Source organism: Allobosea sp. GW822-FHT03F07 (assembly GCF_058801345.1).
In genome coordinates this window covers 184,376-204,136 of record NZ_JBXAND010000008.1, presented here as the reverse complement: position 1 = coordinate 204,136, position 19,761 = coordinate 184,376, and the positions used below count along the sequence as shown (strand labels likewise).

The 19,761-nt window shown below is 66.0% G+C and carries 20 protein-coding genes; 11 read left to right on the top strand and 9 right to left on the bottom strand.

Annotation, left to right across the window (positions count from 1 at the left end):
* Window positions 1-182: 182 nt before the first annotated feature.
* From fabI to AC1RMY_RS21155, 6 genes are all read right to left on the bottom strand, one after another.
* Complete coding sequence (fabI, locus tag AC1RMY_RS21180) at window positions 183-968, bottom strand: enoyl-ACP reductase FabI (protein WP_492867882.1); 786 nt, start codon at window positions 966-968, stop codon at window positions 183-185.
* A gap of 13 nt (window positions 969-981) precedes the next feature.
* Window positions 982-2,163: an acetate/propionate family kinase gene (locus AC1RMY_RS21175; protein ID WP_492867895.1), complete on the bottom strand. Its 1,182-nt coding sequence runs from the start codon at window positions 2,161-2,163 to the stop codon at window positions 982-984.
* Between the two features lie 14 nt (window positions 2,164-2,177).
* Window positions 2,178-3,155, bottom strand: a complete 978-nt coding sequence (locus AC1RMY_RS21170) for a phosphate acetyltransferase (RefSeq protein ID WP_492867880.1) — start codon at window positions 3,153-3,155, stop codon at window positions 2,178-2,180.
* Between the two features lies 1 nt (window position 3,156).
* On the bottom strand, window positions 3,157-5,361 hold the full coding sequence (locus AC1RMY_RS21165) for a DUF3141 domain-containing protein (protein ID WP_492867879.1): 2,205 nt from the start codon (window positions 5,359-5,361) through the stop codon (window positions 3,157-3,159).
* Window positions 5,362-5,656: 295 nt separating this feature from the next.
* The gene (locus tag AC1RMY_RS21160; protein WP_492867877.1) at window positions 5,657-5,821 is read right to left on the bottom strand and encodes a SpoIIAA family protein; all 165 of its coding nucleotides are present in this window, start codon (window positions 5,819-5,821) and stop codon (window positions 5,657-5,659) included.
* Complete coding sequence (locus AC1RMY_RS21155; protein WP_492867875.1) at window positions 5,808-6,110, bottom strand: hypothetical protein; 303 nt, start codon at window positions 6,108-6,110, stop codon at window positions 5,808-5,810. Before AC1RMY_RS21155 ends, AC1RMY_RS21160 begins: the two co-directional genes overlap by 14 nt.
* Before the next feature lie 235 nt (window positions 6,111-6,345).
* Here AC1RMY_RS21155 and AC1RMY_RS21150 point away from each other — a divergent pair, with 235 nt between their 5' ends.
* The 6 genes from AC1RMY_RS21150 (at window position 6,346) to AC1RMY_RS21125 (ending at window position 11,803) form a co-directional block, all read left to right on the top strand.
* On the top strand, window positions 6,346-7,020 hold the full coding sequence (locus tag AC1RMY_RS21150; protein WP_492867874.1) for a DUF1684 domain-containing protein: 675 nt from the start codon (window positions 6,346-6,348) through the stop codon (window positions 7,018-7,020).
* 122 nt (window positions 7,021-7,142) lie between these two features.
* Entirely contained in the window at window positions 7,143-8,027 is an 885-nt protein-coding gene (locus AC1RMY_RS21145; protein ID WP_492867872.1) for a glycine betaine ABC transporter substrate-binding protein, read from the top strand.
* Window positions 8,024-9,592 carry an HAL/PAL/TAL family ammonia-lyase gene (locus tag AC1RMY_RS21140; protein WP_492867893.1) on the top strand — a complete coding sequence of 523 codons (1,569 nt, stop codon included), beginning with the start codon at window positions 8,024-8,026 and terminating at the stop codon, window positions 9,590-9,592. The genes AC1RMY_RS21145 and AC1RMY_RS21140 overlap by 4 nt, the downstream gene beginning before the upstream one ends.
* On the top strand, window positions 9,589-10,218 hold the full coding sequence (locus AC1RMY_RS21135; protein WP_492867870.1) for an ABC transporter permease: 630 nt from the start codon (window positions 9,589-9,591) through the stop codon (window positions 10,216-10,218). Before AC1RMY_RS21140 ends, AC1RMY_RS21135 begins: the two co-directional genes overlap by 4 nt.
* Entirely contained in the window at window positions 10,218-10,853 is a 636-nt protein-coding gene (locus AC1RMY_RS21130; RefSeq protein ID WP_492867868.1) for an ABC transporter permease, read from the top strand. The genes AC1RMY_RS21135 and AC1RMY_RS21130 overlap by 1 nt, the downstream gene beginning before the upstream one ends.
* Window positions 10,850-11,803: an ABC transporter ATP-binding protein gene (locus AC1RMY_RS21125; RefSeq protein WP_492867866.1), complete on the top strand. Its 954-nt coding sequence runs from the start codon at window positions 10,850-10,852 to the stop codon at window positions 11,801-11,803. Before AC1RMY_RS21130 ends, AC1RMY_RS21125 begins: the two co-directional genes overlap by 4 nt.
* Window positions 11,804-11,845: 42 nt before the next feature.
* Here the strand turns inward: AC1RMY_RS21125 and AC1RMY_RS21120 are convergent, their stop codons facing one another.
* A complete protein-coding gene (locus AC1RMY_RS21120) occupies window positions 11,846-12,649 on the bottom strand; it encodes a phosphate/phosphite/phosphonate ABC transporter substrate-binding protein (protein WP_492867864.1) in 804 nt (267 codons plus the stop codon).
* Window positions 12,646-13,656: an ornithine cyclodeaminase family protein gene (locus AC1RMY_RS21115; protein ID WP_492867862.1), complete on the bottom strand. Its 1,011-nt coding sequence runs from the start codon at window positions 13,654-13,656 to the stop codon at window positions 12,646-12,648. Before AC1RMY_RS21115 ends, AC1RMY_RS21120 begins: the two co-directional genes overlap by 4 nt.
* 541 nt (window positions 13,657-14,197) lie before the next feature.
* Between AC1RMY_RS21115 and AC1RMY_RS21110 the strand changes: the two genes are divergently transcribed.
* The 5 genes from AC1RMY_RS21110 to glnT all read left to right on the top strand — a co-directional run bounded on the left by AC1RMY_RS21110 (window position 14,198) and on the right by glnT (window position 19,289).
* Window positions 14,198-14,881 (top strand): helix-turn-helix domain-containing protein, encoded by a 684-nt coding sequence (locus AC1RMY_RS21110; RefSeq protein WP_492867860.1) that lies wholly within the window; start codon window positions 14,198-14,200, stop codon window positions 14,879-14,881.
* A gap of 101 nt (window positions 14,882-14,982) precedes the next feature.
* Complete coding sequence (locus tag AC1RMY_RS21105; RefSeq protein ID WP_492867858.1) at window positions 14,983-15,864, top strand: class II glutamine amidotransferase; 882 nt, start codon at window positions 14,983-14,985, stop codon at window positions 15,862-15,864.
* The gene (locus tag AC1RMY_RS21100; protein WP_492867856.1) at window positions 15,861-16,580 is read left to right on the top strand and encodes a protein glxC; all 720 of its coding nucleotides are present in this window, start codon (window positions 15,861-15,863) and stop codon (window positions 16,578-16,580) included. The genes AC1RMY_RS21105 and AC1RMY_RS21100 overlap by 4 nt, the downstream gene beginning before the upstream one ends.
* Window positions 16,581-16,591: 11 nt before the next feature.
* Window positions 16,592-17,929: an FMN-binding glutamate synthase family protein gene (locus AC1RMY_RS21095; RefSeq protein ID WP_492867854.1), complete on the top strand. Its 1,338-nt coding sequence runs from the start codon at window positions 16,592-16,594 to the stop codon at window positions 17,927-17,929.
* 64 nt (window positions 17,930-17,993) lie between these two features.
* Window positions 17,994-19,289, top strand: a complete 1,296-nt coding sequence (gene glnT, locus AC1RMY_RS21090) for a type III glutamate--ammonia ligase (RefSeq protein WP_492867852.1) — start codon at window positions 17,994-17,996, stop codon at window positions 19,287-19,289.
* 9 nt (window positions 19,290-19,298) lie between these two features.
* Here glnT and AC1RMY_RS21085 read toward each other — a convergent pair whose 3' ends face one another.
* Window positions 19,299-19,760 carry a nuclear transport factor 2 family protein gene (locus AC1RMY_RS21085; protein ID WP_492867850.1) on the bottom strand — a complete coding sequence of 154 codons (462 nt, stop codon included), beginning with the start codon at window positions 19,758-19,760 and terminating at the stop codon, window positions 19,299-19,301.
* Window position 19,761: the final 1 nt, after the last annotated feature.

The following is a 19,761-nucleotide window of genomic DNA, read 5'->3' as shown; positions in this document are numbered from 1 at the left end:
CTGCCGTCGTCCCCGCTGGCACAACCGGCGGTCGATCGGTGCCGCCTCTTGACTTAAACCGCGATAGAGAAGCGGACGTTATCGGATTTGACCAAAGGTGCACGTCCGACTCTTCTCTGACTAGGCGCGACCTGTTGGATAGCCTTATCCGCCTAGCGGCAAAGGGAGCCGTATGGGCGGGGTCAATCGATGATGTGATAACCGCCATCGATGTAGAGGACCTGGCCGGTCATGAGCCGGGCTGCATCATGCGCGAGAAATGCCGTCGCGGTGCCGACATCCTCAATCGACACCAGTTCGCGCGCGGGCGCCTTGCGCTTGGCCTTGTCCAGCAGGGCATCGAACTCGGGGATTCCCGAGGCGGCACGCGTCGCCAGGGGGCCGGGCGAGATCGCGTGCACCCGAATGCCCTTCGGCCCCAGCTCGGCGGCCATGTAGCGGACGGCGGATTCGAGAGCGGCCTTCGCCACACCCATGATGTTGTAGTTCTCCACCACCATCTGCGAGCCGTAGTAGGTCATGGTGAAGAGCGTCCCGCCGTTCTTCATCAGCGGCTCGGCCAGCTGCGCCATCTGGATGAAAGACCAGCACGAGACCTCCATCGTCTTCAGAAAACCTTCCAACGGGGCGTCGACAACGCGGCCGGCCAACGTGTCGCGCGGCGCGAAGGCAATGGAATGGATGACGAAATCGAGCTCGCCCCAGGTCTCCGTGATCCGCTCGAACACGGCTTCCATCTGCCCCGGCTGAACGACGTCCAGAGGCAGCACGATCGGTGCTTCGAGCTCCCGGGCGAGCGGCTCGACATAGGGGCGCGCCTTCTCATTGAGGTAGGTCACGGCCAGTTCGGCCCCGAAGGCGCGGAAGGCCCGGGCACAGCCCCAGGCGATCGAATGCTCGTTGGCGATCCCGACGATCAGGCCCTTCTTGCCTTCCAGCAACTTCGCTTTGACGGTTGGAATGCTCATGGGCGGCCTCGGCTCAGGGAGTGGCGGTGATCAGTCTCAGGGTATGGCCGGCGATCATCCGTTCCTCGTCCGTCGGAACGACGTAGAGGCCGACCTGGCTGGCCGGTGTCGAGATCAGCAGCGAGCCGGCCTGATTGGCTTCCGGATCGAGCTCTGCTCCCAGCCACGCCATGCGGCGAATGATCCGCGCCCGCAGCTCGGGCGCGTTCTCTCCGATGCCCGCCGTAAAGACCAAGGCATCGAGCCCATCGAGCGCCGCCGCCAGCGCACCGATATTGAGGGCGCAGCGATAGACGAAGTGGTCGATCGCGAATGCGGCGCGCGGGTCCTCGCTCGACAGCAGATCGCGCATGTCGTTGGAGATGCCCGACAATCCCTTCAAGCCCGCCTCATGATAGAGCAGCTTCGAGACAGCCTCCGCCGACATCCCCTTCTGCATGATCAGGTGCAGCACGACGCCGGGGTCAAGCTGCCCGGGACGCGTGCCCATCGGCAGGCCGTCGAGCGCGGTGAAGCCCATCGTGCTCTCCATGCTCTGGCCGTTCAGCAAGGCGCACATCGAGGCGCCGCTTCCGAGATGAGCGATGATCACGCGGCCGGCGGCTCGATCAGGCATCAGCTCGCGTAGACGGCCGGCGACAAATTCGTATGACAGCCCATGGAAACCGTAGCGCCTTATTCCCTCGGCGTGAAAAGCCAGCGGGAGCGCGTAGAAGTCCGCCAGTTGCGGATGGCTGCGATGGAAGGCTGTGTCGAAGCAGGCGATCTGCGGCACGTCCGGGTTGATCTCCATCGCGAGCCGGATCGGCAGGAGATTGTTGGGTTGGTGGAGCGGCGCCAGCTCGGCATAGGTCGCCAGCTTGTCGAGGAGCGCGTGGTCGATGATGGTCGGCGCGGCATAGTCCGGCCCGCCATGCACGACGCGGTGGCCGATCGCCAGGAGGCTGAACCCCTCCAGGCTGCGCAGCCAGTTTCGCGTCCTGTCGATCGCGGCCGGGAGGTTCGGTACCTCCTCGCGCTGGAAGTTTACGTCGATCAGGGACGAGCCCTTGGCGTCGTAAGCGCGTAGGCGCGGCCGCTGCCCGATGCCGTCGAGCTGCCCGCGCACCTGACGTGCCAACATCCCCCCGGAGACACTGAAGATTTGGAACTTCAGGCTCGACGAGCCAGCGTTCACCACAAGGATCGCATCCATCATGAATACAGGCCCTAGACCGCCGCCACCGAGGAGGTTCCTCGCCTAGCGGCCGCGTAGAGTGCGGCCACGGCGCATGACGCCAATCGCGTGCGCACCGAGTCCGCCCGCGAGGTCAGCACGATCGGCACCCGCGCTCCCAGCACGATGCCGGCGGCGTCGGCATGGGAAAGAAAGGTCAGATTCTTGGCGAGCATGTTGCCGGCCTCGAGATCGGGGACGACCAGGATCTGCGCATGCCCCGCCACGGGCGACACGATGCCCTTAATCGCCGCTGCTTCCGGCGATATGGCGTTGTCGAAGGCCAGCGGGCCATCGACCAGGGCACCGGTGATCTGGCCGCGATCGGCCATCTTGCAGAGCGCCGCCGCCTCCATCGTGGACGGGATCTTGGTCGTGACGGTCTCGACGGCCGAGAGGATCGCGACGCGCGGCACGCCGAGGCCGATGCCTCTCCAGAGATCGACAGCGTTCTGGATGATGTCCCGCTTCGCGTCGACGTCGGGGAAGATGTTGATCGCTGCGTCCGTGATGAAGAGCGTCTCGGCATGGCCGGGCACATCCATGATGAAGACATGGCTGATGCGCCTCTCCGTACGCAGCCCGGTCGCGGAGGCGGCAACTTCCCGCATCAGTTCGTCGGTATGCAGGCTGCCCTTCATCAGCAGCTCGCCTCGCCCTTCCCGAACGAGCTTCACGGCCTGGGCTGCCGCTGCATGGCTGTGGGGCGCATCGACGATCTCGATGCCGTCCAGATCCAGCCCCTCGGCCTTGGCGACTTCCAGGATCCTGGACCGCGGCCCCACCAGAATCGGCGTGATCAGGCCCTCATCGCGCGCCTCGAGCGCGCCGCGCAGGGAGGTCGGATCACAGGGGTGCGCGACGATCGTCACGGCCGGCGCGTCGCTCCGGGCCGCCGCGATCAGCCTTTCGTATTTGGAGCCCGGCTGCCCGGGGCCTGCAGTGGATGACCTGTCGTCGGCCGCGTGCATGCTAAGCCCTCTGTCTTGTGACGACGCGCAGCTTCCCGGGCTCGTTCGAGCCTACCGGCGAAGCAAGCTCGAACAGGCGCCGGATTTCGTCGAGCCGGCCCGCCGGCTCGCCCGAAAGCGGGCCTCGCGCCGTTGCGACCCGCTGAACGAGCTCGAATGCGGCGGTGCGCTCCTCTTGGCCCGGTGGCAGCAGGCCGGGCAGCGTCCTCAGCGCCTCTTCCTGGTCGATCAGCAGCATGAAGAACTGTTCGCGCGCTAATGATTTGAACTCGCTCAGCGTCAGGCGGCGAGCGGAATCGCCCTGCTCGCGAAGCCGCCGGATCGCTTCGAAACCGCGTTCGTCAACGCTTTCCTGCGCCATGCCGACATAAAGAAGCGCCCTCACGCAGGCGTGGAGCACGTCTCCCGCCGCCAGGCCGGTGCGCAGCTCTTCGATCCGCTTCGCCAGCAGTTCGGCGTGCAGCCTGCTCTTCGGGGCGCTTCGAGGGCGCTGCTCCGAGCTCGTGTCGATGCCGACGGCCGATTGCAGCAATGGCGCGCCGTAGATGCTGCGGAACGCCTGCTCGGACATCTGCTCGACCACCTGGCGCCAGTTGTCGAGGGCGTTGACGATCTGCGCGGAGGCGGCTTCCTGGGCCTTCAGGAAGACGTTGTCATCGGCCACCGGCTGGCGCTCCTGACGAACCCCCGACACCGCGGCGTCCAGCCAGGACAGGAACGGGTTCTTCGGGCCGAACATCTCGTATTGCAGGCGCAGCGGATGCATCGCCTGCATCGCCTTCGCGATCACGGGGTTAGCGATTGCCTTCACCCATGGCTGCACCAGCGCGCGGTAGAGCGACAGGTTGATCTCCGAGACGCGGGCGGCGGTCGCGAAGCGGCGCTCGTCGTCGAGGTCGTTGCCGCCGAGCGCGCGGATGTCGTCGAGCGTCCGCGCCTCGCAGCGCATCACCCATTCGCCGGTGACCAGATCCGGGTTGGCGTCGGCGCCGGCTTTCGGTTCGAAGACCGCCTCGTAGAGCCCCGGCGGCAGGACATCGATGAAATCGATGTTGGAGGCGAACTCGTCATGTTCCTTCCGCGCAACCCCCGCCGAGACGAAGATGCCGAGATGCCCGATCTTGTCGTGAATGGCGTAGACGATCGTCTGCCCGTAGGAGCGGATCTCGTCGACGTTGCCATAGAGGTCGAGAATCCAGTCCAGCGCCTGCTGCGGCGGGGTGATGTTGTCGCCCTTCGAACAGAACACCACGATCGGCGAGCGAATGTTGCGGAGGTCGATCGCCGTGCCGTCGGAAGCCCTGATCTCGCCGCAAGCCAGACGATTGCCGATGAAAAGCTCGTCGACGATGAACTGGATTTCCTCGGCGTTGAGCGTGACGTGCCCGCCCCACCATTTCTCGAAGCCGAGATAGCGCTCCACCTCCGTGTCGATCTTCGAATACAAATTGTACTGCTTGCTCCAGAGCGTGTTGGCCGGGTTCTGGTTTTCGAAGTTCTGGACGAGCCACGCGCCGTCGAAGGTTCCCGCGCCGAGATCGCTCGTCAGGGCGGTCAGCCAGCTCCCGCCCAGCAGGCCGCCGGTATATCGCATCGGGTTCTGGCCCTTGACGCCGGCCCAGTAGGACAGGGGCGAGCCGGCGAGAATGATCGGTCCAAAGAGCTCCGGCCTGAGCGCGGCCAAGATCATGACGGCCCAGCCGGCCTGGCAGTTCCCGATCACGCAGGGCTTGCCGTCGGCTTCCGGATGCCGTGCGATGACCATCTCCAGGAAGGCCGCCTCGGCAAGCGCCACATGTTCGATGGTCTGCCCGGTAACCGCGTCGGGCAGGAAGCCGACGAAATAGCAGGGATGCCCCGCCTTCATGGCTACGCCGATCTCACTGTCGGCCTTGAAGCCGCCGATCCCCGGTCCGTGGCCGGCGCGCGGATCGACAATGACGAATGGACGCTTCGCCGGGTCGATGACCATCCCTTCAGATGGCAGGATCCGCGCCAGGACATAATTGACCGGCCGGGGAAGGGAGCGTCCGTCGCAAACGAGCTCGGCCTCATAGTCGAGCACATTTGGGGCGAGCTCAGAGAGGTGCTCCTCGTACTGGACGGCGCGCTGCCTCAGGGCGTCCAGCATCAGGACGAGACGCTGCCCGGCATCCGTTGCATAGGCGAGCGCGTCGGCGAAGGCATCCGTGGGGGCTTTGACCATGGCCGCACTCCGAACCGCTTCAGGTTGAATTTGATGTTCGACGTCGCTGCGGGGGATCCTGCGATCCATCAGACACGATGCTTGAGCGCAGCCCAAAGCCGCGTCGCTGTTCATTCACCGCCCAGCGCGCGTTTCCCCGTCGCGTGGTGCTGCCTCTGTCGGGCATCTCCACCTCCTACGCCGCCCACACCACCACAACGGGCGGCTTCGACGTATTGTCCTTAGGTACAGGTTGCGGTGGCGAAAAATGGCCTCAGACCGCATCGCTCCGCCACGTCATCGCCGGCGAAAATCCCTAGGCTAGCACTCCTTTCAGCCAGGCCAGCGCGCGGTCTTTCTCATCTGCCGGAAATCGGCGGATGTCGGCCGCGACGAAGTGCTTCGCCACATGCGGCTCGAGCTTCAGGAACTCGCTGTCCGAAACGACGGCAATCCGCTCCACCTTGTCATGGTGGCCCATGACGAATTTGAGATGGGAGATGAGGGCGCCGGCATCCTCCCAGCCCCCCCAACCAACGCTGAAGCAGCACAGGAACCCCGGAAATCGGGGCTTTCCTGGGCTGTTTTGCTTTGACGGCCAGTACGAGCTCCCGCAACCACTTCAACTTGGGAGGATGTAAGTTCTGGCCGACGAGACCTTCGAGGATGTCGCCGCCGATCTTCCGCGCTTCATCGATCAGGTCTACAACGCCAGCCGATTGCACTCCGCGCTCGGCGATCCCAGCCCGCAGCAGTTCGAGGATCAGCACGCCCGGCTCACGGTCAAATCCGCAGCCTGATCCTATCCATCGCCAGGGGTCCAATCCAATGCAGAGTCCGTCTTGGGAGCATTCGGGCCGGTGACAATACGTTGTCAGATCAGAGAAATCGTTTCCGCTGTCCCAGCTGCCATGAGCTGGCGCGGCGATAGGGGAAGATCGTTGCTGTGCAACTTGCCGGGTTGCGGTGCGTTGACCCGGGCATCCGCCGCAGGGGCGCAACATCATGACGGATCAGATCCTCAAGGCCACGCGGCAAGTGCCGGCCGACACTGCGTTTGAGCGCTATGTCAGCCTGTGTGGCTGGCGGCGCGAGATAGCCGATCTCTATGCAGCCATCAGGGCAATGCCCGCTCGGGAAGGCTGGGTGCATTGGCGCGGCGTGCGCGACCGGCTGTTCCGCGAGCATTCGCAGTCACCTCTGGCAGCGGCGCGCAGGGCGCAATTTAGCGGCATCGACTGCTTCGCCTACGATCCGTCGCTGCGCTTCGAGGTCGAGCTCGGCCCGGCGCTCGACCGTGCGACGATCGAGTTGGAGGCGGGCAAGGACGGAATGCTGACACTCGTGCCGTTCGCCATGACGATCGGTCTGGAGCCCGCGCTGGGCAAGGAGCTGACGCTCTACTGGATCGAGGGTTATGGCGGCGGGCTGTTCCTGCCCTTCGGCGACGCGACCAATGGGCGCGAGAGCTTTGCCGGAGGGCGCTATCTGCTCGATACGATCAAGAGCGCCGACCTCGGCCGCACGGCCGATGGCCGCCTGATCCTCGATTTCAATTTCGCCTATTATCCGTCCTGCGCCTATTCGAAAGCCTGGGTCTGCCCACTCTCGCCGATCGAGAATCGCCTGCCGGTGGCGATCCGGGGCGGAGAACGGAATGCCCTGCCCGGGGTGTGGTGAGGGATATGGGTCTTCCATCGGGCGAAGCGAACCGCGCGTCACCATTCTTTGTTTCGCCCGTTCCTTGCATCAGCCGCCGCGCTTGCTAGCGTACCCCCATCGCATCCCAAGGAACCCAAGCCATGCGCATTCTCAGAACGGTCTTTGCGGCTGCCGCAGTGGTGGCGGCCGGCCTTTCAACCGCCTCGGCCCAGACCATCAAGATCGGCTCGAAGAACTTCACCGAGCAGTTCGTCGTGGCGGAACTCTATGGTGCGGCGCTGGAGGCCGCGGGCTTCAAGGTCGAGCGCAAGATCAATCTCGGCGGCACGCTCGTCGCGCATGAGGCGCTGAAGAGCGGCGCGATCGACCTCTATCCGGAATATACCGGCACCGGCCTCAACGCCGTGATGAAGGCACAGGGCGTCACCGAGACCGACCCCGAGAAAGTGCGGGGCATGGTCAAGGCCTTCTACGAGAAGGAGTTCAACCTGACTTGGCTGAAACCGTCGGGCATCAACAACGGCTATGCGATCGTGGTGCGGCCCGAGACTGCCAAGGAATTCAACCTCAAGACCTTGAGCGATCTCGGCAAGGCCTCGTCGAAGCTTCGGCTGGGGGCGGGCACGGAGTTCGTCGATCGTCGCGACGGGATTAAGGGGCTGAAGGAGGTCTACGGGGCCGAATTCGCCGAGTTCAAGCAGTTTGCGGCGCTGCGGCTGCGCTATGAGGCGCTGAACCAGAAGCAGATCGAGGTTGCCAACGGCTTCTCGACCGACTGGCAGATCGCGGCTGAGAAATTCGTGGCGCTCGACGACGACAAGTCGCTGTTCCCGCCCTATTTCCTCGCGCCGGTCGTCCGCCCCGAGATCGCCGCCAACGAGAAGATCGTCGCCGTGCTGGAGAAGGTTGGCGCCGCGCTCGACAATCCGACGATGCAGGAGCTCAACCGCCAGGTCGAGGTCGACAAGAAGGAGCCGCGCACCGTCGCAGCCGCGTTCCTGAAGGCCAAGGGGCTGGTGAACTGAGCGCCGGATCGACGCCGGCACGCGACGCGGCTGCGGGCCCCGCCGCGATCGTTCTCGGCGAGGTTGCGATCGGAATCGAGGCGGTCGTCGCGGTCGCGCGCGACTTTGCTCCTGTCGCCCTGCACCAATCCGTCGGCCCGCGCCTGCGGGCGGCACGCGCCGTCGTGCTGCGCGCGCTCGAACGCGGCGACAGCGTCTACGGTCTGACGACCGGACTCGGCGCTGCCGTCGATACGAAGCTTTCGGGCGAGGCCATTCCGGCATTCCAGGCGCGGGCGATCCGGGCGCGGGCCGTCGGCGTCGGCGAGCCCCTGACGACGGAGGCGGTGCGCGCGCTGCTGTTCGCGCGCCTCATCGGCATTTGCTACGGCGCATCGGGGGTGTCGCCGGCGCTGGCAGCGACGGTCGCCGCCATGCTCAACGCCGGCGTCCATCCGATCGTGCGCGGGATCGGCTCGCTCGGCGAGGCCGATCTCAGCCCGCTGGCGCAGGCCTTCCTGCCGCTGATCGGGGCGGGCGAGGCCGAATTCGGCGGCACGGTTCGACCCGGCGGCGAAGCAATGGCGGCAGCCGGCATCGCTCTGCCGGAACTCGGCCCCAAGGACGGGCTCGCTCTGCTCAATGCCAATTCGCAAGGTATCGGACTGGCGGCGCTGGCGGTCAACGCGCTGCGCACGGCCTTGCAGGCCAGTGTCGTAGCGGGCGCGCTCGCGCTGGAGGGATTCCGCGCCAATCTCTCGCCGCTCGACGCCGACCTCGCCGCGATGAGGGGCATGCCGGGTCATCGTGCAGGCGCCGATTGGCTGCGCACGCTGCTTGCCGGCAGCGACCTGTTCGAGGCAGGCACGGCACGGCGGATTCAGGACCCCCTCTCCTTCCGCTGTCTCGCTCCAATTGCAGGCCATGCATCGCGCGCCGTCGCAGCGGCGAGGACAGTGGTCGAAGCGGAAATTGCCAGCGTCTGCGACAGCCCGGCCGTGCTGGTGTCGCGCGACGCCATGCTCTCCAGCGTCAATTTCGACACGACCGAGCTGGCGCTGACGCTGGAGGCGGCAGGCCTTGCGCTGGCGCATCTGGCGACCATATCGGCTGCGCGCATCATGAAACTGATGTCGCCTTCGATGAGCGACCTGCCACGCTTTCTGACACGACATGGCGGCTCGCATTCGGGTTTCGCGACCTCGCAGAAGACTGTGTCGGCGCTGGAGGCCGAGATCCGCCATCTCGCCCTGCCGCTCGGCGCCATGACCCTGCCTGTCGCCGATGGCGTCGAGGACTACGCGCCAATGACGCCGCGCATCGTCGAGAAGACGCATGCGATCGCAAGGCGTCTGACGCGGTTGGCAGCGATCGAGCTCGTCGTCGCGGCGGAAGCCGTCGATCTGCGCGGCGGAATCACGCTCGGGCGCGGCACCGCCGCCGCGCACGCCTTCGTTCGCCGACACGTCGACCGCCTCGACGACGACCGGCCGATGGGGTGCGAATACGAGGCTTTGTCTCTCACCATCGAAGCTGGTGGGCTGGTTCTGGCAGATATAGCGACCGGCGAAGGCTCGGCGCCATGAGTTGGACGATCGAGAACTACGACCGGCTGCTGTTGGCGCTGTGGGAGCATATTCAGCTCGTCGGCGTCGGCCTTGCGATCGCGCTCGCCATCGGCCTGCCGCTCGGTGTGCTCTCGGCGCGCAGGCCTGGCTTTGCGCTCGTCGTGCTGCTGGTATCGGGCGCGCTCTACACCGTGCCGGCGCTCGCGATCTTCGCGCTGCTGATCCCCTATCTGGGGCTGGGCTTCTGGCCGGCGATCGTGGCGCTCGTCGCCTATGCGCTGCTGATCATCATCCGCAATGTCGCCACCGGCCTGCGGGAGATCTCGCCCGATATCCTCGATGCCGCCGACGGCATGGGGTATGGCCGCTGGCGCCGGCTCCTGACCATCGAGCTGCCGCTGGCACTGCCGGTGATCATCGCCGGTATCCGCATCACGGTGGTCACGCAGGTCTCGGTCGCGACCGTGGCCGCCTTCATCAATGCGGGCGGCCTGGGCGACATCATTTTCCAGGGCATCACCCAGGATTTCGGCGAGAAGGTCGTGGCCGGCGCGGTGATGACCTCAGCCCTGGCCGTGCTCTGCGACGAGAGCCTGCGCCGGGTCGAGCTCTGGCTTCGAGCCAAGCAGGCGGAGGCCGCCTGATGGCCGGATGGATCGCCGCCAACCCCTCGATCTTCATCGTCGCGCTGCAGAATCACCTCTGGTTGACCGGTGTCGCGCTGGCTGCCGTGTTGCTGATCGCGCTGCCGCTCGGGCTCGCCCTGACGCGCTATCGCCGCTTCGCCAATGCCGCGATCGCAATCGTCAATATCCTCCGGACCGTGCCGTCGTTGGCGTTGCTCGTCATCATGCTGCCGCTGCTGGGCACGGGCTTCCTGCCCTCCGTCGTGGCGCTGACGCTCTACGGACTCCCGGCCCTGCTGCTGAACACCTATACGGGACTGGCCGAGGTCGATGCCGACATCGTCGAGGCGGCGCGCGGACAGGGCTTGTCCGACAGGCAGGTGATGACGCAGATCGAGATCCCGCTGGCACTTCCGGTGATCTTCGCGGGCATCCGCACGGCCGCCGTCCAGATCGTCTCGGCGGCGACGCTGGCGGCCTTCATCGGCGGCGGCGGGCTCGGCGAGCTGATCACCGCCGGCATGGCCAATTTCAACTTCCCACAGCTGATCGCCGGTGCCGTCGCAGTCGCCCTGTTGGCATTGACGGTCGAGGTCGCCTTTGCGGGAATCGAACGGCTGATGACACGCCAGCTACGGATGGGAGCCTCATGACGATCCGGCTGGAGAAGGTCACGAAGCTGTTCCCCGGCGTTGCTCGCCCGGCCGTGGATGCGCTCGACCTGACGATCGAGAAGGGCAGGGTCTGCGTGCTGATAGGCCCCTCCGGCTGCGGCAAGACCACGACGATGCGGATGGTCAACCGGCTGATCGAGCCGACCTCAGGGCGCATCATCGTCGGCGACAGGGACGTGACCAAGGCAGATCCAGTCGAACTGCGGCGGCATATCGGCTACGTCATCCAGCAGATCGGCCTGTTTCCGCACATGACGATCGCGCAGAACGTGGCCACCGTGCCCAGGCTGCTCGGCTGGGACGCCGCGCGCATCAGGGCGCGTAGCGAAGAGATGCTGGAGCTCGTCGGCCTCGACCCCGCGCTGTATCTCTCGCGCTATCCGCGCCATCTCTCCGGCGGGCAGCGCCAGCGCGTCGGCGTGGCGCGCGCGCTCGCGGCCGATCCGCCGGTGATGCTCATGGACGAGCCTTTCGGGGCCGTCGATCCAATCGTGCGCGGCCGCCTGCAGGACGAATTCCTCGCGATCCTGAAGCGGCTGAGCAAGACCGTCATCCTGGTAACGCACGACATCGACGAGGCGATCCGCATGGGCGACGTCGTCGCGATCATGAGGGACGGCAAGCTTGTGCAATACGACACGCCGGATCGGTTGCTGGCTGCGCCCGCCGACGATTTCGTCGCCGATTTCGTTGGCGCCGATCGGGCTCTGCGCCGGCTTTCGCTGGTGCTTGCGCGCGATGCGGTCGAACCTGGCGGCGTGGCCGAGGGGTTCGACCTCCCGGGGTCGCTTTCCGTCCGTGAGGTGCTGTCGGCATTCCTGGCCGAGGGCCGCGACGCCGCGACGATCCGCGACGAGGACGGCACGGCACTGGGGCAGATCACGCTGGCGGCGATCCGGGCGCGAAGTGCTGGCGGCACCTTATCCTGATCGTCATTGCTTCGCTGTGCTCGCACTGACGGAGGAACTCGGTCAGCTGGGCTGCGCGTAGCCAGCGGCGTCGGCAGTGTCGACCTCGCGGGCCAGCACCCGATAGCTGTCCGGCTCGACCGCCGAGAACCCCGCGAGACGCAGACGCGCCAGGATCTCGCAGCCGGCCCGATCATCGGCTGCGGTCAGGAGGGTGTGCCGCAGTGCCGCGATGGTCGCATCGGCGACGCCTTGCGAGGCTACCAACAGCGGCATCGGTCGCGGCGCTGTCGTCGCGACCACGCGCAGCCGCGCAACTGTCTGAGGTTCCGCTGCCAGCAATAGGTCGTGGAAATACGAGTCGAGCGGGCCGATATCGATCTCGTCGGCGAGCAAGGCATCAATCACCCGGCGTGGCGTCGACAGCGGCCCGATACTGCGCGCGTAGAGCCGGCCCTTCGCCTGCCAGTGGGGAAGCAGATGCGTCCTGACGGCGTTGAAGCCCGATTGCGAGTGCTCCACCGTCCAGCCCAGCCGCTGCCCGAAGCTGTCCTCCAGGGTTGCGATATCGCTGTCGGCCCGTACGACGAGATGCGTCGCATAGAGCGGCCGGCCATCGCCTGAGGCAGGGATCGGCGCGGCCACCGGCCTCAGCGCGAAGCCACCACGCGCGAAGGGATAGCCGCAGATGAAGGTGAGCCCGAGATCATCGCGACGCCAAAGCTCTTCGAGCGGCGCCGGCGCGGCATGTGCGATCACGTCGAGCGCGACCCCGCTCCGGGCGGCAACGTGCGCAAACAGAGCTGCCCAGGCTGCGGCCGTCGTCGCATCGACGGCATACATCCGCGCATTGGCGACCAGGCTCACGCGTAGCGCAGCCGCTGGCCGAGGCCCATCGTCCTGGCTTTTTCCAGCATGAAGTGGCCCAACGCGATGTCCGAAAGCGAAAGGCCGCGATGCCAGAACAGAATGGTCTCGTCATCGCTTTCGCGGCCAGGCTTCAGGCCGGCGACGATCTCGCCCATCTCGGCATGCAGCGTTTGCTCCGAGAGCTTGCCCGCCTCGACATGGGCGCGCAGCGAGCCGAAAGGGCCGCCCTTGCACTGGCCCCAGTCATCGACGACGAGCTTGCTCATGATGTCGGTGAGCGACAATTCGACCGCGCTCATCGTGCCATACGGTACGACGAAGGCGCCCTGCTTGATCCATTCCGTTTTCAGCATGGGCTCGGGCGTGTTCAGCCGCGAAGCCTCGACGACGATGTCGGCGCCTTCCACGCAGGAGCGCCAGTCATCCGTGACGACGATGCGCTTGCCGAGATCGGCCGAAAGGCGCTCGCCAAAAGCGTCCCTGCTTTCAGGGCGTCGGGAATGGACGCGAATCTCGTCGAAGTCGAACAGGGAATCGAGCAGGCGCACGTTCCAGTATGCCGTGCCGCGCGCGCCGACATGGCCGAGCACCTTCGAGTTCTTGCGCGCGAGATATTTCGCGCCAATCGCCGTGATGGCACCGGTGCGCATATCGGTGAGGTGGCTGCCGTCGACGATCGCGGTCGGCACGCCCGTCAGAGGGTCCATCAGCAGGAGCAGCCCCATCTCGGAGGGCAGGCCCTGCTTGTAGTTGTCGACGAAGTCACCGATCACCTTCACGCCGGCGCGATTGATCGGCGCGCGAAAAGCGCCGCGCAGCACATTGAAATGGCCGTTGGCGCCGGCCTTCGGCATCAGATGCACGCGCGGTTCGATCTCTGTCTGCCTGTGCCCCTGTGCGGCAAGACCTGCCTCCACGGCGGCGATGATCTCCGCGTCGGTCAGGGCCAACGCCTCGACATCGAGCGCATTCAGGAAGTCGATGTGAAGCGGGGGATGAGGCATAGCCGTACCACAGCACAACCCGCCGCAACCGTCCAATCCTGGGCGGTATCGCCTCTCATGCGGAGACGACACAAGCGTGGAATCCGGTCGCTCGGCATGGCTGGAAACGGGGTCCTTTCGGAGCCCCTGCGTTGGTCGTCTGATCAACGCTTCCGCATCGGATCGTCGGCAGCCACCTATCCAACCCGCCACCCGCGTCCAGCTTCCGGAAGCGCCCCACTGCCGGCCATGACCCATTCCACCCGAACGCGACGGCACGCTTGTGGCGCGCTGGAGCGGTCGAAGCATCGATCCAACGCGGAGGTCGGCGTCGGTGGACCCATTGGGCAACCCCAGTTTGTGAAGACAGGCGGGGCTTTCGCGTTCCAGGCAAGAGGACAGAAGCTTGGACCGACAGCCAGAGGCAGTGGGTTCGTGACCGCCGATGGCCTCAAAGCCGGGGCCCTTGCCGTTCTTTCCCAGCGAGATAATGCTTTTCGTGTGAAGCGGGCCAGCCCTCGTCGTTGAGGCCGTGTGGTCGCTTGCGACCGAAGAGACGAAAATGGGGGCAGGCGTGGCTGCATCGTCCAAAAACAGCGGTGCCTCGGCGCCTGAGGAGACCGCGCCCGAGCACCCGCGGACCGGCTCCGGCGCTCCTGAGGCAGGGCGTGGCCTGGAGCAGGCCATCGGCCAGCGCATCCGCGCGATCCGGCGCGATCTCGACCTGACCGTATCCGACCTGGCCGGTTCGGCGGGCATCTCCGTCGGCATGCTCTCGAAGATCGAGAACGGCCTGATCTCGCCGTCGCTTGCCAGCCTGCAGGCGATCACGACGGCGCTGAACACGCCGATCAGCTCGCTTTTCACGAGTTTCGAGGAGAAGCGCGACTGCTCCTATGTCGCGGCCGGGCAGGGCGTGCGCATCGACCGGCGAGGCACCAAGGTTGGTCATATCTACGAACTCCTCGGCCATGCGCTCGGCGGCGACATCGCGGTCGAGCCCTATCTGATCACGTTGAGCGAGGATGCCGTCCCCTATACCGGCTTCCGCCATGCCGGGGCTGAGTTCATCTATATGCTGACCGGCGAGGTCGTCTATCGCCATGGCGACAGCCGCTACCATCTGCGGCCCGGCGATTCCCTGATGTTCGATTCCGCCGCGACGCATGGGCCGGAGGACCTTCTGGTCCGCCCTATGACCTATCTGTCGATCATCATCTACGGCCGGCAGCCGGGCAGGATGTAGTTTCTTCATAGGAAAAATATATTCCTTTCGATTGACGCGGCCCCGATGCCTCCTTAAGAATTCCTCGTCATCGGACGATGGCTTCTCCAGGGATCGGCGCCATGTGCGGAATCGTCGGGCTGTTCATCAAGGATCGCGCTCTGGAGCCAGAGCTCGGCGCGATGCTTTCCACGATGCTCGGCGTGATGTGCGATCGTGGGCCGGATTCCGCCGGCTTCGCCATCTATGGCGATGGGACGCCCGGCGCGATCAAGCTCACCTTGCGCGGCCCGGCCGGAACCGACTTCGGCGCGTTGGGCTCGGAACTCGGTGCGGAGATCATCGCGCGCGACACCCATGCGGTGCTGACGGTGTCCGCCGCCGGCGAGGCCGCCTTGCGCGCCAAGCTGGCTGAACTCGCACCCGGCATCGCCGTGGTCGGTGCGGGCACCCGGATGGAACTTTACAAGGAGGTCGGCCTGCCCAGCGATGTGGCGACCCGCTTCGGGTTGGAGCGCATGGCCGGCAGCCATGGCATCGGCCATACCCGAATGGCGACCGAGAGTGCGGTCACGACCGACGGAGCCCACCCCTTCTCGACCGGGGCGGACCAGTGCCTCGTCCATAACGGCTCGCTCTCGAACCATCGCGGCCTGCGCCGCGGGCTGGAGCGCCAGGGCCTGAGCTTCTCGACCGACAACGACAGCGAAGTCGCAGCCGCCTATCTGACGGCCCGCATGCGCGGCGGCGACAGCCTCGGCGAGGCGCTGGAGCATTCGCTGGACGATCTGGACGGCTTCTACACCTTCGTCGTCGGCACCGAATCGGGCTTCGGCGTGCTGCGTGATCCGATCGCCTGCAAGCCCGCTGTGATGGCCGAAACCGAGTCTTACGTCGCCTTCGGCTCGGAATATCGCGCACTCGCCGACCTGCCCGGCATCGGCACGGCGCGGCTCTGGGAGCCGGAGCCCGCGAAGGTCTATTTCTGGGATCGCGCGGAATGACCGAACATCACGCCATCGACCTCGCATTGGGCAGCGTGCGGGAGCTGAACGCGGCCCTGCATGCGCTGGACGGTAAATCTGCCACCGAAAGGCTGCCGACCAACGAGACGCTGTGGCGCGTCGCCAATCCGCGCGGCCAGCATTCGGTCGCGGTCGGCGTCGACGCACCCGTTACGATCGAGGTGGACGGGCCGGTCGGGTACTATTGCGGCGGCATGAACAAGCAGGCCCGCATCACCGTCAACGGCAATGCCGGGGTCGGGCTGGGCGAGAACATCATGTCCGGCTTCATCCATGTGAAGGGCGATGCCAGCCAGTCGGCCGGCGCCACCGGCTGCGGCGGCATGATCGTCATCGACGGCAATGCCTCGGCGCGTTGCGGCATCTCGATGAAGGGCGTCGACATCGTCGTGAAGGGCTCGGTCGGCCATATGTCGGCCTTCATGGCTCAAGCCGGCAATCTCGTCGTCCTCGGCGATGCCGGCGAGGCGCTGGGCGACAGCCTCTACGAGGCCAGACTGTTCGTGCGCGGCAAGGTGGCGAGCCTCGGCGCCGACTGCATCGAGAAGGAAATGCGCGACGAGCATCGCGCCGTGCTGGCCGCCAAGCTCGCGGAGGCAGGGCTCGCGGGCATGGTCGATGTCGGAGAGTTCCGGCGCTACGGCTCGGCCCGCACCCTCTACCATTTCCACGTCGACAACGTGTCGAGCTACTGAGGCGGAGCGCGATGAGCGAGCTGAGCAAGGCCCCCCGCACCCTGCCGCGCGGCTCGGCGACCTTCGACGACTACACCCTCTCCGAGATCCGCCGCGCGGCGGCGACCGGCATCTACGACATCCGCGGCGCCGGTGCGAAGCGCAAGGTCCCGCATTTCGACGATCTGCTGTTCCTCGGCGCCTCGATCTCGCGCTATCCGCTCGAAGGCTATCGCGAGAAATGCTCGACCGAAGTCGTGCTCGGCACGCGCTTTGCCAAGAAGCCGATCACGCTGAAGATTCCCGTCACCATCGCCGGCATGAGCTTCGGCTCGCTCTCCGCCAACGCCAAGGAGGCGCTCGGGCGCGGCGCCTCCGCCCTGGGCACCTCGACCACGACCGGCGACGGCGGCATGACGCAGGAGGAACGGCGGAGCTCGCAGACGCTGGTCTACCAATATCTGCCTTCGCGCTACGGCATGAACCCCGACGATCTGCGCAAGGCCGACGCCATCGAGATCGTCGTCGGGCAGGGTGCCAAGCCAGGCGGCGGCGGCATGCTGCTCGGCCAGAAGATCACCGAGCGCGTCGCCGCGATGCGGACCCTCCCCGTGGGGATCGACCAGCGCTCGGCCTGCCGCCACCCGGACTGGACCGGGCCGGATGATCTCGAGATCAAGATCGGCGAGCTGCGCGAGATCACCGATTGGGAGAAGCCGATCTATGTGAAGGTCGGCGCGGCACGGCCCTACTACGATACGGCGTTGGCGGTGAAATCCGGCGCCGACGTCGTCGTCGTCGACGGCATGCAGGGCGGCACGGCGGCGACGCAGGACGTCTTCATCGAGCATGTCGGCATCCCGACGCTCGCTGCCGTCCGTCAGGCCGCCCAGGCGCTGCAGGACCTCGACATGCATCGCAAGGTCCAGCTCATCGTTTCCGGTGGCATCCGCAACGGCGCCGATGTCGCCAAGGCGCTGGCGCTGGGCGCCGATGCGGTGGCGATCGGTACGGCGGCGTTGGTCGCGCTCGGCGACAACGATCCGCATTGGGAGGCTGATTATCAGGCGCTGGGCAAGACGGCCGGCGCCTATGACGACTGGCATGAAGGCCGCGACCCGGCCGGCATCACCACGCAGGACCCCGAGCTGTCGGCCAGGCTCGATCCTGTCGCGGCCGGCCGCCGCCTCGCCAATTACCTCGCTGTGCTGACGCTGGAATGCCAAACCATCGCGCGCGCTTGCGGCAAGAGCCACGTCCACAACCTCGAACCGGAGGATCTGGTTGCGCTGACGATCGAGGCCGCCGCGATGGCACGAGTCCCGCTTGCGGGCACGGACTGGATACCGGGAGGCACCGGCCGGTTCTGAGCCGCGGCGCGCCGCACAATGTGAATGAGCCCGAAAACGGGCCTTCGAGGGGATTTCGACGGACATGGCCACCGATCTCGCAAAGGTCGCAAGCGAACGCGGCATCAAGTATTTCCTGATCTCCTATGTCGATCTGTTCGGCGGATTGCGGGCCAAGCTCGTCCCTGCGAGCGCGATCGGGCCGATGCAGCGCGACGGCGCGGGCTTTGCCGGCTTTGCGACCTGGCTCGACATGAGCCCGGCTGATCCCGACCTCTTCGCCGTGCCCGATCCCGACAGCCTGATCCAGTTGCCGTGGAAGCCGGAGGTCGGCTGGCTCGCCGCCGATCTCATGATGGACGGCAAGCCGGTTGCCCAGGCGCCGCGCACCGTGCTGAAGAACCAGCTCGCCGCCGCCGATGGCTACACGATGAAGACCGGCGTCGAATGCGAGTACTTCCTGATCTCGTCCGACGGCACCGCGATATCGGACGCGGCCGACAACGCCGTGAAGCCCTGCTACGACCAGTCGGCTCTGATGCGCCGCTATGAGGTTATTCGCGAGATCTGCGACGCGATGCTTTCGCTGGGCTGGGGCGCCTATCAGAACGACCATGAGGACGCCAACGGCCAGTTCGAGATGAACTGGAACTATGACGATGCGCTCAAGACGGCCGACCGCCACGTCTTCTTCAAGTTCATGGTCCGCTCCATCGCCGAGAAGCACGGCCTGCGCGCGACCTTCATGCCGAAGCCCTTCATCGACCTTACCGGCTCGGGCTGCCACATGCATGTCTCGCTGTGGCAGGGGGAGACCAATGCCTTCGCCGATCCGAAGGGTGAACTCGGTCTATCAGGCCTGGGTTATGGCTTCATCGGCGGCTTGATCCACAATGCCGAAGCGCTCTGCGCCATCACCAATCCGACGGTGAATTCCTACAAGCGCATCAATGCGCCGCGCACCGTCTCGGGCGCGACCTGGTCGCCCAACACCGTGACCTATACCGGCAACAACCGCACCCACATGATCCGCGTTCCCGATGCCGGGCGCTTCGAGTTCCGCCTCGCCGACGGTGCCGCCAATCCCTATCTGCTGCCGGCGGCGGTGCTGGCGGCGGGCATGGACGGCATCCGGAACAAGCGTGATCCCGGCAAGCGTCTCGACATCAACATGTATACGGACGGCCACAAGGTCCGCGGCGCCCGGAAGCTGCCACTGAACCTGCTCGACGCGCTGCGCGCCCTCGACAAGTCGAGCATCCTGCGCAGCGCGCTCGGCGCGCCTGTCGTCGATGGCTTCCTGAAGCTCAAGACAGAGGAATGGAACGCCTATTCGCGTCACCTCACGCAATGGGAGCGCGAGACGACGCTCGACATCTGATCGATCGGGTCAGGGATGATCCGGCAGGCCGAGCGCATCGTCAGGCCTGATCCCGAGCGGCCAGCGGAAGCGGCGGTCCGCCTCGTCGATGGCGACGTCGTTGATGCTGGCCTCGCGCCGCCGCATCAGCCCGGCCTCGTCGAACTCCCATTGCTCGTTGCCATGGGAGCGGAACCAGGCCCCCGCATCGTCGTGCCATTCGTACTGGAAGCGCACGGCAATCCGGTTGTCGTGGAAGGCCCAGAGTTCCTTGACGAGGCGATAATCCAGTTCGCGCTGCCATTTGCGGCTCAGGAAGGCGACGATGGCGTCGCGGCCCTGAAAGAACTCCGAGCGGTTTCGCCAGCTGCTGTCTTGCGTATAGGCCTGCGCGACCTTTTCGGGATCGCGCAGGTTCCAGGCGTTCTCCGCCATCCGGGCCTTCAGGATGGCGGTCTCGCGCGTGAAGGGCGGCAGCGGCGGGCGGCTCATC

What these genes read in the sequence shown, in the direction of transcription:
- AC1RMY_RS21110 (WP_492867860.1), top strand. Translation starts at nt 14,198, where the DNA reads ATGGGGGCAGGCGTGGCTGCATCGTCCAAAAACAGCGGTGCCTCGGCG.
- AC1RMY_RS21175 (WP_492867895.1), bottom strand. Translation starts at nt 2,163, where the DNA reads ATGGATGCGATCCTTGTGGTGAACGCTGGCTCGTCGAGCCTGAAGTTC.
- AC1RMY_RS21145 (WP_492867872.1), top strand. Translation starts at nt 7,143, where the DNA reads ATGCGCATTCTCAGAACGGTCTTTGCGGCTGCCGCAGTGGTGGCGGCC.
- fabI (WP_492867882.1), bottom strand. Translation starts at nt 968, where the DNA reads ATGAGCATTCCAACCGTCAAAGCGAAGTTGCTGGAAGGCAAGAAGGGC.
- AC1RMY_RS21105 (WP_492867858.1), top strand. Translation starts at nt 14,983, where the DNA reads ATGTGCGGAATCGTCGGGCTGTTCATCAAGGATCGCGCTCTGGAGCCA.
- AC1RMY_RS21135 (WP_492867870.1), top strand. Translation starts at nt 9,589, where the DNA reads ATGAGTTGGACGATCGAGAACTACGACCGGCTGCTGTTGGCGCTGTGG.
- AC1RMY_RS21165 (WP_492867879.1), bottom strand. Translation starts at nt 5,361, where the DNA reads ATGGTCAAAGCCCCCACGGATGCCTTCGCCGACGCGCTCGCCTATGCA.
- AC1RMY_RS21115 (WP_492867862.1), bottom strand. Translation starts at nt 13,656, where the DNA reads ATGCCTCATCCCCCGCTTCACATCGACTTCCTGAATGCGCTCGATGTC.
- AC1RMY_RS21100 (WP_492867856.1), top strand. Translation starts at nt 15,861, where the DNA reads ATGACCGAACATCACGCCATCGACCTCGCATTGGGCAGCGTGCGGGAG.
- AC1RMY_RS21160 (WP_492867877.1), bottom strand. Translation starts at nt 5,821, where the DNA reads ATGGGCCACCATGACAAGGTGGAGCGGATTGCCGTCGTTTCGGACAGC.
- AC1RMY_RS21095 (WP_492867854.1), top strand. Translation starts at nt 16,592, where the DNA reads ATGAGCGAGCTGAGCAAGGCCCCCCGCACCCTGCCGCGCGGCTCGGCG.
- AC1RMY_RS21150 (WP_492867874.1), top strand. Translation starts at nt 6,346, where the DNA reads ATGACGGATCAGATCCTCAAGGCCACGCGGCAAGTGCCGGCCGACACT.
- AC1RMY_RS21125 (WP_492867866.1), top strand. Translation starts at nt 10,850, where the DNA reads ATGACGATCCGGCTGGAGAAGGTCACGAAGCTGTTCCCCGGCGTTGCT.
- AC1RMY_RS21170 (WP_492867880.1), bottom strand. Translation starts at nt 3,155, where the DNA reads ATGCACGCGGCCGACGACAGGTCATCCACTGCAGGCCCCGGGCAGCCG.
- glnT (WP_492867852.1), top strand. Translation starts at nt 17,994, where the DNA reads ATGGCCACCGATCTCGCAAAGGTCGCAAGCGAACGCGGCATCAAGTAT.
- AC1RMY_RS21085 (WP_492867850.1), bottom strand. Translation starts at nt 19,760, where the DNA reads ATGAGCCGCCCGCCGCTGCCGCCCTTCACGCGCGAGACCGCCATCCTG.
- AC1RMY_RS21130 (WP_492867868.1), top strand. Translation starts at nt 10,218, where the DNA reads ATGGCCGGATGGATCGCCGCCAACCCCTCGATCTTCATCGTCGCGCTG.